Raw genomic sequence first — 13,037 nt, 5'->3', positions numbered from 1 at the left:
AAGCGAAGGCGCGGGGGTCGCTGTGACCGCCCGCGCCTTTGCCGTGGAATGTCAGATCGAGGCGGTCACCGTGTCGTTGAGACGGTCGCCCGTCTCGAGGTCGAACGCGTGCACGTGGCCGGGCTTGGCCGCGAGCGTCACCGTCTCGCCCGCGTCGGGGTGGTTGCGCCCGTCGACGCGCGCGACGATGTCGGTGCGCGTGCCGGCGATCTCGGCGTGGCCGTAGAGGTAGCCGTCGGCGCCGAGTTCTTCGACGAGGTCGACGACGACGCTGAGGCCACGACCGTCGGCGGGTCCGACCTCGATGTCCTCGGGGCGCACGCCGACCATGACCTGGCTGCCGTGCGCGCGGCCGACGGTGTCGCGGTCCAGCGGCACGACCTCGGTGCCGAACTGCACGCCGCCCTCGGCGAGGTCGGAGGGGAACAGGTTCATCGCGGGCGAGCCGATGAAGCCGGCGACGAAGACGTTGTTCGGGCGCTCGTACAGGTCGCGCGGGCTGCCGACCTGCTGCAGCAGGCCGTCTTTGAGGACCGCGATGCGGTCGCCCATCGTGAGGGCCTCGGTCTGGTCGTGCGTGACGTAGACGGTCGTGACGCCCAGTCGGCGCTGCAGCGACGCGATCTGCGTGCGCGTCTGCACGCGCAGCTTCGCGTCGAGGTTCGACAGCGGCTCGTCCATGAGGAAGACCTGGGGCTGACGCACGATGGCACGGCCCATGGCGACACGCTGACGCTGACCGCCCGAGAGGGCCTTCGGCTTGCGGGTCAGGTACTCCTCGAGGTCGAGCAGCTTCGCGGCCTCGAGCACGCGGGTCGCGCGCTCCTCCTTGCCGATGCCGGCGATCTTGAGCGCGAAGCCCATGTTCTCGGCGACGGTCATGTGCGGGTACAGCGCGTAGTTCTGGAAGACCATCGCGATGTCACGGTCTTTCGGCGGAACATCGGTGACGTCGCGGTCGCCGATCAGGATGCGACCCGAGTTGACCTCTTCGAGGCCCGCGAGCATGCGCAGCGAGGTGGACTTTCCGCAGCCGGATGGACCGACCAGGACGAGGAATTCACCGTCGGCGACCTCGAGGTTGAGCTTGTCCACGGCGGGGCGCGTGCCCCCGGGATACAGGCGGGTTGCGTTGTCGAACGTGACGGACGCCATGCTTTCTTCTCCTTCACCGGCAGGTACGTGCCGGACGATCCGTAGTGATGGATGAGCGGGAGCTATCCCGCGCGCCCGCCTATGGGCGCACGGCCAGTATGCCACGGGGTCTGCCGAGCCCGCTTCTGGTCATTTCCCAGGGTGGCTGGTTAGCATCGTCCTCGGCCCGATCGTGGTGAAGCCCCCGTCCTTCTCGCGGCGCGCCCCCGCCGATACCGGCCGAAACGCACCGCCCCGAGAGGTCCCATGTCCAGCGACGAGTCTTCGAACGCCCCGAGCGAACGTCGTGATGCCGTGCGCGAAAAGGCGCAGCAGGTGCAGGCGCGCCAGGCGCGCACGCGACGCCTGCGGGCCCTGTCGGTCGTGGCATCCGTCGTCGCCATCGTGGCGATCGCCGCCGTCGTCGTGGCGTGGGCCGTCGGCTCGGCGGCATCCAAGCCTCAGCTGAGCCCCGCGAACGTCGCCGACGACGGCTTCTTCGTCACCAGCGCCACGGGTCTCGCCGACACGGGCGGGCCCACGTCGGGGACCCCGACGCCGACTCCCGCGGCCGACGAGGGCGCCGAGCCCGAAGAGACCGCTGCCGAGACGGCGACGCCCGAGCCCACCGAGCAGTCCGTCGTCGACATCCGCGTCTACGTCGACTACCTTTCGGCGGGTTCGCGCGAGTTCCAGCTCGCGAACGCCCCGCAGCTGTCCAAATGGGTCGGTGAGGGTGCCGCCGACCTGACCTATTACCCCGTCGCGATGCTCACGGCGAAGTCCAACGGCACGAAGTACTCGCTGCGTGCCGCGAGTGCGGCGGCGTGCGTCGCGACGCATTCGCGCGACACCTTCTTCGCCTACAACCACGCGCTGCTCTCGCAGCAGCCCGAGCTCGACTCCGACGGCTTCACCGATGTCGTCCTGGCCGACATCGCGCAGGCGAGCGGTGTCGACTCGCCCAAGGTCGTGCGCGCGTGCATCCAGGATCAGTCCTTCGCCGCGTGGGCCAAGGCCGCGACCGAGCGCGCTCTGTCCGGACTGCCCGACACCGACGGCGTCGCGCTCACCGGAACGCCGATGGTGCTCGTCAACGGCGCGCCCTACGTCGGAGCGCTCGATGACCCCAAGGAGTTCGCGCAGTTCGTGCTGACGATGGCGAGCGACGCGTACTACAAGGCGACCCCCACGCCGACTCCCACCGCGACCCCGGCGGAGTGACCCGCGGCGGTCGCTCATCGGCGACCGAGTAGCCCGCGGCATCCCGATAGAATGGGTGACTTCGCCGGCTTGGCGCAATTGGCAGCGCACCTGTCTTGTAAACAGGGGGTTGCGGGTTCAAGTCCCGCAGCCGGCTCGTGACGGCTGACTCCCGTGGCAGCGGTGGACGTCTGCCCGTCTGGATCGCGCTCGCCGGTGCCGCGTTCATCGGGGCACTGACAGCCGTGCAGGCGCGCATCAACGGCGTCCTCGGCATGCGCCTGGACGATGGAATTCTCGCGGGCGGCGTGTCCTTCGGCACGGGGCTCGTGCTCGCCATCGTGCTCTCCGCCGCGCTTCCCCAGGGCAGGCGGGGCTTCCGCACGCTCGTCGCGGGAATGCGCGGACGATCGATTCCCTGGTGGATGCTGGTGGGCGGCGCCGCCGGAGCCCTGACGGTCGCCACGCAGGGCCTCGCGGTCGCCGTCATCGGCGTCTCCCTCTTCACGGTGGGCGTCGTCGCGGGACAGGCCGTGAACGGGCTCGTCCTGGACCGGCTCGGCTTCGGGCCGGCCGGCGTCGTCGCCGTCACGATCCCGCGCCTGCTCGGGGGGCTCCTCGCGCTCGTCGCGGTCGGCGTGTCATTGGTCGGCGACGGCGTGCGCGGCATCCCGTTGTGGATGATCGTGATGCCGTTCCTGGCGGGAGTCGGGATCGCGTGGCAGCAGGCGACGAACGGCCGACTGCGTCAGCGCGTCGGCACGCCGCTCACGGCGACGCTCGTGAACTTCATCGGCGGAACGCTCGTGCTCGTCGTGGCGGCCATCGTGAGCGGCATCGTCTCGGGACCGCCGCGGGCGTTTCCGACCGAGCCGTGGCTCTACATCGCGGGGCCGCTCGGGGTCGTCTACATCTTCCTGTCGGCGGCGCTCGTCGCGCACACGGGGGTGCTGCTGCTGGGCCTGGGCACGGTCGTCGGTCAGCTCGTGACGTCGGTCGTGCTCGACGCGCTGTGGCCGGCGGCCGATGCCCCCGGCATCCTGCAGGTGAGCATCATGGTGGGCATCGCCCTGGCGTCGGTCATCGTCGCCGTCGCGCCGTGGAGACGGCCGCGGCGCGGACGTGATTAGGACTTCTTCGTGCCCGTCGGCATCGGCGAGATGAGCGATCGCGCATCGACCTCGCGGCGACTGCCCGTCTTCGCCGAGGGCTTGCCGCCGACGTAGAGCCAGCCGAGCAGCTCTTCGCGCTTTCCCAGGCCGTGCGCCTTCGCGACCGGCTTCGAGCGCGTGTGCGACCCCGTGCGCCAGATGACGCCCCAGCCCGCGTCATCGAGTAGCAGGCTGAGCATGTGCGCGACCCCCGACGCGACGGCCTCCTGCTCCCAGCGCGGCACCTTGTGGCTCTTGCGGTAGCTCGCGACGACCGCGATGAGCAGGGGTGCGCGCAGCGGCTTGCGCGACGGCTCGTCATCGCCGGCGGCTTCGGCCAGCGCCGCGCCCAGGCGCTCGCGGTCGGGCCCGCGCAGCTCGATGAGCCGCCACGGACGCAGCGACGAGTGGTCGGCGACGCGGGCGGCGGCCGACACGAGCGTCAGCAGCTCGTCGTGCGTCGGAGCCTCGTCGGTGACCTTCGACCACGAGCGACGCGCGCGCACCGCCTCGAGGGCCGGGCCCACGCGCCCCGAGGCTCCGCGCGCCGCGTCCGCGGCGGGGGGAGAGGGTGCGGGGGCCGTCACGCCTCGCCCTCGGGGGCGAACGACAACGACAGCGAGTTCATGCAGTACCGGTCGCCCGTGGGGGTGCCGAAGCCGTCGGGGAACACGTGTCCCAGGTGCGAACCGCACGTCGCGCAGCGCACTTCGGTGCGCACCATGCCGTGGCTGTTGTCCTCGATCAGCTCGACGGCCTCGGGCCGGACCGATTCGTAGAAGCTCGGCCAGCCGCAGTGCGAGTCGAACTTCGTGCCGCTGCGGAACAGCTCCGAGCCGCACGCCGCGCACGCGTAGAGTCCCGCGCGGCTCTCATCGAGCAGCTCGCCCGTCCAGGCGCGCTCGGTGCCCGCCTCGCGCAGCACCGCGTACTGCTCGGGGGTCAGCTCTGCGCGCCACTGCTCGTCGCTCTTGTCGATTTCGTACGCCATGTCGTCCTCCTCGGTGCTCTTGTTCATTCAACCGCAGTCCGCGCTCCACTGTTCCTTCGCATGACGCGGCGCGGCACCCCGTCGACTGACGCCTCACAGACTTCGGAGGTCGGGGCCAGGTTCGGAGTGCGGGTCGTGATGGATCCGGAGTTGGCGCGAGATTCCGGGGTTGGTGCGAGATTCCGAACGTCGTGGACTTCGGAGGTCGGGAGGAAGGTCGGGGGTCGGCGCGCGACTCGTGATGTCCCCGCGAGAATGAGGACATGCATCCGGATGCCGCCGCCACCGCCGATCGTTACGCGCGGTTCGCCGTGACCGAGGCGCGGGGGCGATCGGCGCTGTACGAAGACTGGGCGGCCGGCGTCGCGGGCGACGCGCCCACCGCGGCGATCCTCGCGCGGATCCCCGAGACCCGGCGGCAGCCGCCCCTCGTGTTCGCCGTCGCGCGGATGCTCGGCGCCCCCGAGAAGCCGTTCGCCGAGTGGTCGGCGTGGGTCGCGGAGCACGCCGACGACCTCGTCGCCGAGGCATCCCGTCGCCGTCTGCAGACCAACGAACCCCTGCGCTGCGCCGCGCTCCTGCCGGCGCTCAGCACGATCGACGGCCCGATCGCCCTCGTCGAAGTGGGCGCGAGCGCGGGGCTGTGTCTGTATCCCGACCGGTACTCGTACCGCTACGACGGCGGTCCGGACCTCGACCCGTCCGAGGGGGAGTCGGCCGTCGTCCTCGCGTCGGCCTTGAACGGCGGTCCGCCGCTGCGGCTGCCCGAGATCGTGTGGCGCGCGGGCATCGACCTGGATCCGAAGGATGCCGCGCATCCGGCCGATCGCCGCTTCCTCACGGCCCTCGTGTGGCCCGGCGAAACCGGTCGCGCCGAGCGGATCACGGCGGCGCTGGATATCGTCGCGGCCGATCCGCCGCTGCTCGTGCGGGGCGATGCGACCGAGCCGGGCGTGCTGGAGGGGGTCGTCCGCCGGGCTCCGGAGGGCGCGCGCGTCGTCGTCACGACGCCCGGTGTGCTGCCGCACATCCCACGCCGCGGCCTGGACCGGCTCATCGAGATCGTGCAGCGCCTCGAGGCCGTGTGGGTGACGATCGATCCGCCGGGGCTGCACGATGCGTGGCATCCGCCGATCGACCCGGCCACGTGGGGTGGCTTCGTGCTCGGCCGCGACGGCGTGCCGCTGGCGGCGGTCGATCCGCTCGGGCGGAGCGTGGAGTGGCGCGCGGGCGCAGCGGCCCCGGCGCGTTAGCGTGAAGGCGTGCCCCTCAGCGACCGTGACCGCGCCCTCCTCGATTTCGAGGCGGAGTGGCGGCGGCACGCCGGCGCAAAAGAAGAGGCGATCCGGGCCGACCTCGGCATCTCACCCGCCCGGTACTACCAGCTGCTCGGTCGCCTGCTCGACACGGCCGAGGCGCAGGCCCACGATCCGATGCTCGTGAAGCGGCTCCGGCGTCTGCGCGACGCGCGTGAGCGCGCGAGGCTTCGTCGCGCGGACGGGTAGCATCGGGGAGTGCCGAAATCGACCTTCCCGCGGGATCGCTTCGATGACATCCCGGCAGAAGTGGGCCGCGTGGGCGCCCATCGCGCCGAGAACCCCCGCATGCGCGGCTGGGTCGTGCTGCTGTGGGCCGTCCTCGCGACGATCGTGCTCATCGTCATCGGGATCTTCGGCACGCTGCTCGCATCGGGGCGCATCGAGCTCTTCCCCACGCCGGAGCCGACGCCCGAGCCGACCGTGCAGATCGAGCCGGTCATCGACACGACCTACGCCGTCAACGTCTTGAACGCGACGCCCGAAGAGGGGCTGGCGACCCAGCTGAAAGACGTCGTGGTCGCCGCGGGCTGGCCCGCCGACAGCGTTCTGGCCAGCGGCGCCGGCAGCGACGACTTCACGATGACGACCGTCTTCTATCTCGACGCGGACGACGAGGCCGCTGCCCTCGGCCTCGCCGACGTCATCGGCGGAGCCGAGATCGAGCAGAGCGAGGCGTATCAGCTCGGCGATCCCGACACGAAGCAGCTCACGATCGTCATCGGTCTCGACCGCACTTCGACTCCTCCTGAGCCTGCGCCGACCGAGTGACACGGGGCGCGGCTTGCACTCGCATAGGTCGAGTGCCAGAATGAGCGTTAGCACTCCGTACCTTTGAGTGCTAATTCCGCAAGCCAACGTCCGGGAGGGACGAGACAGACATGGCAAAGATCATCGCTTTCGACGAGGAGGCCCGTCGTGGCCTCGAGCGCGGCCTCAACACGCTGGCTGACGCCGTCAAGGTGACGCTCGGCCCGCGTGGTCGCAACGTCGTACTCGAGAAGAAGTGGGGCGCCCCCACGATCACGAACGACGGCGTCTCGATCGCCAAGGAGATCGAGCTCGACGACCCGTACGAGAAGATCGGCGCGGAGCTCGTCAAGGAGGTCGCGAAGAAGACCGACGACGTCGCCGGTGACGGCACGACGACGGCTACCGTCCTCGCTCAGGCGCTCGTGCGTGAAGGCCTGCGCAACGTCGCAGCCGGCGCCGACCCGATCGGCCTCAAGAAGGGCATCGAGAAGGCCGTCACGGCCATCTCCGACGAGCTGCTCGCTTCGGCCAAGGAGGTCGAGACGAAGGAGGAGATCGCTGCCACCGCATCGATCTCGGCCGCTGACGAAGAGATCGGCGCGCTCATCGCCGAGGCCATCGACAAGGTCGGCAAGGAAGGCGTCGTCACGGTCGAGGAGTCGCAGACCTTCGGCACCGAGCTCGAGCTCACCGAGGGCATGCGCTTCGACAAGGGGTACATCAACCCCTACTTCGTCACGGACCCCGACCGCCAGGAGGCGGTCTTCGAGGACCCGTACATCCTCATCGCGAACCAGAAGATCTCGAACATCAAGGACCTTCTGCCCGTCGTCGACAAGGTGATCCAGGACGGCAAGGAGCTCGTCATCATCGCCGAGGACGTCGAGGGCGAGGCTCTCGCGACGCTCGTGCTCAACAAGATCCGCGGCATCTTCAAGTCGGTCGCCGTCAAGGCGCCCGGCTTCGGTGACCGTCGCAAGGCTCAGCTGCAGGACATCGCGATCCTCACGGGCGGCCAGGTCATCACCGAAGAGGTGGGCCTCAAGCTCGAGAACGCGACGCTCGACCTGCTCGGTCGTGCGCGCAAGGTCATCGTCACGAAGGACGAGACCACGATCGTCGAGGGTGCCGGCGAGGCCGACCAGATCGAAGGTCGCGTGACCCAGATCCGTCGCGAGATCGACAACACCGACAGCGACTACGACCGCGAGAAGCTCCAGGAGCGTCTCGCCAAGCTCGCCGGCGGCGTCGCCGTCATCAAGGCGGGCGCGGCCACCGAGGTCGAGCTGAAGGAGCGCAAGCACCGCATCGAGGACGCCGTTCGCAACGCGAAGGCGGCCGTCGAAGAGGGCATCGTCCCCGGTGGTGGCGTCGCGCTCATCCAGGCGGGCCAGAAGGCGCTGTCGGAACTCGGACTCTCGGGTGACGAGGCGACCGGCGCGAACATCGTCCGCGTGGCCATCGAGGCACCGCTCAAGCAGATCGCGCTGAACGCCGGTCTCGAGCCGGGCGTCGTCGCGAACAAGGTCTCGGAACTCCCCACGGGTCACGGCCTCAACGCCGCCACGGGCGAGTACGGCGACATGTTCGCACAGGGCATCATCGACCCCGCCAAGGTCACGCGCTCGGCGCTGCAGAACGCCGCGTCGATCGCCGGGCTGTTCCTGACGACCGAGGTCGTCGTCGCCGACAAGCCTGAGAAGGCCCCGGCGATGCCCGCCGACCCGACCGGTGGCATGGACTTTTGACGCAGCGCGGGTCAATGCGGCGAAGCCGCGTTGACCCGCGATGGGTCAAGGTCGAGGAGCCGCCGTAGGCGGCGTATCGAGACCCCAGCCTCACAGCGAAGGGCCTCTCCCCAGCGGAGAGGCCCTTCGTCGTTCAGCGGAACAGGCTCATCGACGCCTGCTCGGCGTCGGCGTACTGGCGGCCCGCCGTGGCGAGTGCCGCGTTGAGCCCGGTCAGCGAGTCCTCGACGGTGCGCTGCGTCGCGCGCCACTGCTCGACGCTGGAGTGGAAGGCGACCGACGCCGCGCCCGTCCACGAACCCTGCAGCTGCGTCAGCTGCCCCATGAGCGCGGCGACTTCGGCCTGCAGCCGGTCGATCGTGCCGCGTACGGCGGTCGTGGACGAGAGGACGGCGTCGCTGTCGACGGAGAAGACGGCCATGGACGAAACCCTTCCGGACGGGGCTGCCGGATGCTGCCCGCTCTGCCGCAACGGTAGGCGCCCGGTCCGTCTCGCCGAGGCCGTGCCGACCGAGCGGTGGACGGATGATCCCCGGGCTCGGTTGGGGAGGAGCCGTCAGCGACCGGCGTCGTCGGCGAGGCTCTGCGGCAGACGGGGGAGCGGCTGCGTCTCGAGGTGCAGATGCTCGGCGGCATCCCGTCCCTTCGCCAGCGGAAGCGAGAAGCGGAAGGTTGCACCCCCGCCGGGGGTGTCGACGACTCCGACCGACCCGTGCAGGGCCTCGACGATCGACGCGACGATCGACAGGCCGAGACCCGAACCGCCCGTCTCGCGCGTGCGCGACGTGTCGGCGCGCCAGAAGCGCTGGAAGATCTTCTCCTTGATCTGATCGGGCACACCCTCGCCATGGTCGACGATCTCGACCCATCCGGTGGATGCCGCGGCATCGACTCCGATCCGCAGTTCGATCGGCGAGTCCGCCGTCGTGAAGCGCCGGGCGTTGCCGAGCAGATTCGTCACGACCTGCCGCACGCGGTTCTCGTCGCCCAGCACGATGGGCACCGGATCCGCGGGGGGATGCGCGACGATGGGCGGTTCGGCCGGCTCGGCCGGGGATGCATCCGGCGCCGGGTCGGTCGGCGCGGGCTTGGGCTTGCGACGCAGAAGCGCCGCGATCGCCGAGGTCGAGGGGCGCTTGCGCTCGCTCTCAGAGATGTCCTCGCGCGGCGTCGTGGGCGGGCGCGGAGGCTCGTGGGCGGTCGTGTCGATGACCGTGACACGGCGACCGGGCGCCGTCGCGCGCACGTCGAGCGCGGCATCCCGGGCGATCGGTCGCAGGTCGACCGGCGTGATCACGACGTCGCGGCGTTCGTCGAGACGCGCGAGCGCGAGGAGGTCCTCGACGAGCAACCCCATGCGCTTCGCTTCGCTCTCGATGCGGTCCATCGACTGCGCGATGTCTTCTTCGCTGCGGATCGCACCCATCCGGTACAGCTCGGCGTAGCCGCGCACCGTGACGAGGGGAGTGCGCAGCTCGTGGCTCGCGTCGCCGATGAAGCGTCGCATCTGCCGCACGGTCGCATCGCGCTGCGTGATCGCGGTGTCGACGCGGCCGAGCATCGCGTTGATGGCCGTCTTGAGCCGCCCGACCTCGGTCGTCGTCGGCTCGATGTCGGTCATGCGCTGCCCGAAGTCACCCGCCGCGATCGCCATGGCGGTGGATTCGACCTGGCCGAGGCTGCGGAAGGCGAACGTCACGAGCCAGCGCGTCGCGAACGCCCCGATCACGAGCACGATGAGCGCGAGGATCGAGTAGATGCTGAGGAAGGTCGTCACGACCTGATTGACGGGGGCGACCGAGGCGGCGACGAGCTGCGGCACGAACGTGCCGCCCGGAAGCTCGAGGGGCGCCACGCTCGCGACGAACCGCGTCCCCGTCTCCGGATCGGCGAGCTCGAACGGGGTGGTGCCCTCGCCATGGGTCTTCTGCAGCGAATAGTCGGCGGGGAACGCCGGTGTCGGCGCGCCCGCGCCCGCCGAGATGACGAGCTCCCCGGGATCGAGGGACTGGTAGAGGGCCACGTGGTAATCGGTGCGCGGGACCTCTTCCTTCTCGGTCGCGTCCACGACGCCCTCGTTGAGCGTGATGTCGAACAGCCCGAGGCCGATCTCGGTCGCCGCGACCTGCTGCACGGTGCTCTCGAGGTTGACGATGAGAGCGTTGCGCAGGAACACGCTCGCACCCGCACCGGTCGCGGTGAGCCCCAGCGCGAGCACCGTGACGGTCACGCCGGTCACCTTGGCGCGCAGGCTCGTTCCGCGCCACCATCGGGTGACCGGGTCAGTCTGGTGCGCCACGCGGCCCCCTCGCGTCTGTGCGACCGATCAGGTGGTCTTGCCGACCTTCAGCATGTAGCCGAAGCCGCGCTTGGTCTGGATGAGCGGCTCGGTCGAGTGCGGGTCGATCTTGCGGCGCAGATACGAGATGTAGCTCTCGACGATGCCGGCGTCGCCGTTGAAGTCGTACTCCCACACGTGGTCGAGGATCTGCGCCTTCGACAGCACGCGGTTCGGATTGAGCATGAGATAGCGCAGCAGCTTGAACTCGGTGGGGCTCAGATCGATCGAGACGTCGCCGACCTGCACGTCGTGCGTGTCCTGGTCCATCGTCAGCTCGCCCGCGCGGATGACCGACTCTTCGTCGGCCTGCATCGTGCGGCGCAGGATCGCCTGGATGCGGGCGACGATCTCGTCGAGGCTGAACGGCTTCGTGACGTAGTCGTCGCCGCCGGCGTTGAGGCCGGCGATCTTGTCTTCGGTCTCGTCCTTCGCCGTGAGGAAGAGGATCGGCGCCGTATAGCCGGCGCCCCGGAGGCGCTTGGTGACGCTGAACCCGTTCATGTCGGGCAGCATGACGTCGAGGATGATCAGGTCCGGCTCCTCTTCGAGCACAGCCGAGATCGTCTGGGCTCCGTTCGAGACGGCCTTCACCTGATACCCGGCGAAGCGGAGGCTCGTGATGAGCAGGTCGCGGATGTTCGGTTCGTCGTCCACAACGAGGATGCGCGGTGCGGTCATAGGCCAATACTGGCACCGGAAGTGATGCGGATGCTGGATATCTGTGTGCGAGCCGCCTTCACGCTCCCGCGCACGCGAGCTCGGCGGCATCCTGAGCCCGTTCGTCGGCACCGGGTGTTCTGGCCAGAACAGGCGGAATTCCGGCGGAATCGGCCGGTCCTGCCCAGGGCGACCGGTTCGGGGTGGGCGGTGGACGCGGGCGGTCAGGCGGCGAGGCAGCCGCGGACGGCGATCGCGACCACCGGGCGCACGGGGGCGTCCGGCTCGACGCTCAGGCGATGGAGGATGATGCCGTCGCTGAAAGCCATGAAGGCCTGCGTCGCGGCATCCGGATGCTGCGCACCCAGTGCCGTCAGAAGGTTCCGCGCCCACGTTGCCAGGCCCTCGCGCTGCGCGTGCAGGGGCGCGAACAGGTCGGGGTCGGACGCGGCCTCGAGGAAGAGGGCGTAGCGCGCGCGTGTGCGCACGGCGTAGACCCCGGTGAGGAGCTCGATCGCGTCGCTGAAGAGGTCGACGAAGCCGTCGACGTCGTCGAACGGCCGTGCGGCGGCGGCGCCGAGATCGCTGCTCTCGCGGTCGGCGATCCACTGCGTGACGCCGGCGAGCAGGGCCGCGCGGGTGCGGAAGTGGTTGGAGGTCGAACCGCGGGCCAGACCCGCCCGCTCGTCGACGCGGGCGTGCGTGAGTGCCCGGATCGACTGGGTCCCGATGAGCTCGACGGCTGCGTCGAGAGCACGTTCCCGGATGCTGGGCATGCGGCGAGCGTACCAGTGTCACTACGGATGTAGTGACACGGCACTACGAACGTAGTACGATCGCGCCATGGATGAGACAGGGGATGCTGCCGCGGCCGTCGAGCGCACCGTGTCGCTCGCGGGCGTCGATCTGTACGTCGTCGAGATGGGGGCGGGGACCCCCATCGTGCTGCTGCACGGGTTTCCGCAGAGTTCGCGCGAATGGGCGGGAGTTGCGTCGCTGCTCGCACCGCACGCGCGGGTGGTCGTTCCCGATCTGCGCGGATCCGGGCGCAGCGGTGCGCCGGGCGGGTCGTATCGGCTCGAGGTCCTGGGCGATGACGTGCTCGGGCTTCTCGATGCTCTCGGCATTGAGCGCGCCGTCGTGGTCGGTCACGATATCGGCGCTCTCGTGGCGGCGGACCTCGCCATGCGGCATCCGGAGCGGGTCTCTCGCCTCGTCGTGATGTCGGTGCCGCCGATGTATCTGCGCATGACGGGGTCGATGGTGGGGTCGATGAAGTACCTGTGGTTCCAGTACGCGCTCGCCGTGCCGGGGCTCGGCGCGCGGCTGCTGCGGGGCGGTCGGCAGCGGCTGCCGCGGTGGCTGTTCGCGACCTTCGCGCATCGCGGCGGCGTGTCGGCGGCCGACATCGACGCGTATCTCGCCGATCTGCGCGATCGGGCGCAGGCGCGCGCCGGATCGAAGAAGTACCGGCAGCTCGTCGTGCCGGTGTTCCTGCGGATCGTGCTCGGTCGTTACCGCGATCGGCTGCCGATCATGCCGACGCTCGTGCTGTTCGGCGCGGACGACCCGGTCGTGCCGCGCGATGCGCTCGCCGGCGTCGAGGACCACATGCCCGACGTCGCGATCGAGACGATCGCGGACGCGGGGCACTGGCTCGCCGACGAGCAGCCCGCTGCCGTCGCGCGGCGCATCGTGGAGTTCGCGGCGGCGTGAGGGTGTGATCTGGGGATGCTGCGGGCG

General features: G+C 70.0%; 14 protein-coding genes and 1 tRNA gene. 8 read left to right on the top strand and 7 right to left on the bottom strand.

Translation table 11 applies throughout. From position 1 onward, the window contains the following. Positions 1–51 precede the first annotated feature (51 nt). Positions 52–1,155 (bottom strand): ABC transporter ATP-binding protein, encoded by a 1,104-nt coding sequence (locus ACWIBS_RS02195; protein WP_376128635.1) that lies wholly within the window; start codon positions 1,153–1,155, stop codon positions 52–54. Positions 1,156–1,401: 246 nt separating this feature from the next. On the opposite strand from ACWIBS_RS02195, the gene ACWIBS_RS02190 reads away from it, so the two are divergent. The 3 genes from ACWIBS_RS02190 to ACWIBS_RS02180 all read left to right on the top strand — a co-directional run bounded on the left by ACWIBS_RS02190 (position 1,402) and on the right by ACWIBS_RS02180 (position 3,467). Beyond that, positions 1,402–2,358, top strand: a complete 957-nt coding sequence (locus ACWIBS_RS02190; RefSeq protein ID WP_376128637.1) for a DsbA family protein — start codon at positions 1,402–1,404, stop codon at positions 2,356–2,358. 63 nt (positions 2,359–2,421) lie between these two features. After that, positions 2,422–2,494, top strand: a tRNA-Thr gene (locus tag ACWIBS_RS02185). A 1-nt stretch (position 2,495) separates the two neighbouring features. Beyond that, positions 2,496–3,467: a DMT family transporter gene (locus tag ACWIBS_RS02180; protein ID WP_376128639.1), complete on the top strand. Its 972-nt coding sequence runs from the start codon at positions 2,496–2,498 to the stop codon at positions 3,465–3,467. On the opposite strand, the gene ACWIBS_RS02175 is transcribed toward ACWIBS_RS02180, so the two are convergent. Beyond that, complete coding sequence (locus tag ACWIBS_RS02175) at positions 3,464–4,015, bottom strand: nitroreductase family protein (protein ID WP_376128655.1); 552 nt, start codon at positions 4,013–4,015, stop codon at positions 3,464–3,466. The genes ACWIBS_RS02180 and ACWIBS_RS02175 overlap by 4 nt on opposite strands. Positions 4,016–4,071: 56 nt before the next feature. Further along, positions 4,072–4,479, bottom strand: a complete 408-nt coding sequence (msrB, locus tag ACWIBS_RS02170; RefSeq protein WP_376128641.1) for a peptide-methionine (R)-S-oxide reductase MsrB — start codon at positions 4,477–4,479, stop codon at positions 4,072–4,074. Between the two features lie 263 nt (positions 4,480–4,742). On the opposite strand from msrB, the gene ACWIBS_RS02165 reads away from it, so the two are divergent. The 4 genes from ACWIBS_RS02165 to groL all read left to right on the top strand — a co-directional run bounded on the left by ACWIBS_RS02165 (position 4,743) and on the right by groL (position 8,296). After that, positions 4,743–5,732, top strand: a complete 990-nt coding sequence (locus ACWIBS_RS02165) for a DUF2332 domain-containing protein (RefSeq protein WP_376128643.1) — start codon at positions 4,743–4,745, stop codon at positions 5,730–5,732. Between the two features lie 9 nt (positions 5,733–5,741). After that, positions 5,742–5,984, top strand: a complete 243-nt coding sequence (locus ACWIBS_RS02160) for a DUF3263 domain-containing protein (protein WP_376128645.1) — start codon at positions 5,742–5,744, stop codon at positions 5,982–5,984. Positions 5,985–5,993: 9 nt separating this feature from the next. Further along, positions 5,994–6,566: a LytR C-terminal domain-containing protein gene (locus ACWIBS_RS02155; RefSeq protein WP_376128647.1), complete on the top strand. Its 573-nt coding sequence runs from the start codon at positions 5,994–5,996 to the stop codon at positions 6,564–6,566. 110 nt (positions 6,567–6,676) lie between these two features. Continuing rightward, entirely contained in the window at positions 6,677–8,296 is a 1,620-nt protein-coding gene (gene groL / locus ACWIBS_RS02150; protein WP_376128649.1) for a chaperonin GroEL, read from the top strand. A 133-nt stretch (positions 8,297–8,429) separates the two neighbouring features. Here the strand turns inward: groL and ACWIBS_RS02145 are convergent, their stop codons facing one another. From ACWIBS_RS02145 to ACWIBS_RS02130, 4 genes are all read right to left on the bottom strand, one after another. Next, positions 8,430–8,717 (bottom strand): WXG100 family type VII secretion target, encoded by a 288-nt coding sequence (locus tag ACWIBS_RS02145; protein WP_376128092.1) that lies wholly within the window; start codon positions 8,715–8,717, stop codon positions 8,430–8,432. 135 nt (positions 8,718–8,852) lie between these two features. Continuing rightward, positions 8,853–10,595, bottom strand: coding sequence for a HAMP domain-containing sensor histidine kinase (locus tag ACWIBS_RS02140; protein WP_376128091.1), 1,743 nt, complete (start codon positions 10,593–10,595; stop codon positions 8,853–8,855). Between the two features lie 27 nt (positions 10,596–10,622). Beyond that, entirely contained in the window at positions 10,623–11,315 is a 693-nt protein-coding gene (locus ACWIBS_RS02135) for a response regulator transcription factor (RefSeq protein ID WP_376128089.1), read from the bottom strand. Between the two features lie 203 nt (positions 11,316–11,518). Beyond that, positions 11,519–12,070, bottom strand: coding sequence for a TetR/AcrR family transcriptional regulator (locus ACWIBS_RS02130; RefSeq protein ID WP_376128087.1), 552 nt, complete (start codon positions 12,068–12,070; stop codon positions 11,519–11,521). 67 nt (positions 12,071–12,137) lie between these two features. Between ACWIBS_RS02130 and ACWIBS_RS02125 the strand changes: the two genes are divergently transcribed. Next, positions 12,138–13,010: an alpha/beta fold hydrolase gene (locus tag ACWIBS_RS02125; RefSeq protein ID WP_376128085.1), complete on the top strand. Its 873-nt coding sequence runs from the start codon at positions 12,138–12,140 to the stop codon at positions 13,008–13,010. Positions 13,011–13,037: the final 27 nt, after the last annotated feature.

The organism is Microbacterium sp. NPDC055442, from assembly GCF_053644215.1.
Note: the sequence above shows the minus strand (reverse complement) of the source record. Positions and strands in the feature narration are given on the sequence as shown.

Bases quoted from the DNA above. Each gene is read 5' to 3' on its own strand.
- ACWIBS_RS02190 (WP_376128637.1), top strand. From the start codon at position 1,402: ATGTCCAGCGACGAGTCTTCGAACGCCCCGAGCGAACGTCGTGATGCC.
- ACWIBS_RS02125 (WP_376128085.1), top strand. From the start codon at position 12,138: ATGGATGAGACAGGGGATGCTGCCGCGGCCGTCGAGCGCACCGTGTCG.
- ACWIBS_RS02145 (WP_376128092.1), bottom strand. From the start codon at position 8,717: ATGGCCGTCTTCTCCGTCGACAGCGACGCCGTCCTCTCGTCCACGACC.
- ACWIBS_RS02165 (WP_376128643.1), top strand. From the start codon at position 4,743: ATGCATCCGGATGCCGCCGCCACCGCCGATCGTTACGCGCGGTTCGCC.
- groL (WP_376128649.1), top strand. From the start codon at position 6,677: ATGGCAAAGATCATCGCTTTCGACGAGGAGGCCCGTCGTGGCCTCGAG.
- ACWIBS_RS02135 (WP_376128089.1), bottom strand. From the start codon at position 11,315: ATGACCGCACCGCGCATCCTCGTTGTGGACGACGAACCGAACATCCGC.
- ACWIBS_RS02195 (WP_376128635.1), bottom strand. From the start codon at position 1,155: ATGGCGTCCGTCACGTTCGACAACGCAACCCGCCTGTATCCCGGGGGC.
- ACWIBS_RS02130 (WP_376128087.1), bottom strand. From the start codon at position 12,070: ATGCCCAGCATCCGGGAACGTGCTCTCGACGCAGCCGTCGAGCTCATC.
- msrB (WP_376128641.1), bottom strand. From the start codon at position 4,479: ATGGCGTACGAAATCGACAAGAGCGACGAGCAGTGGCGCGCAGAGCTG.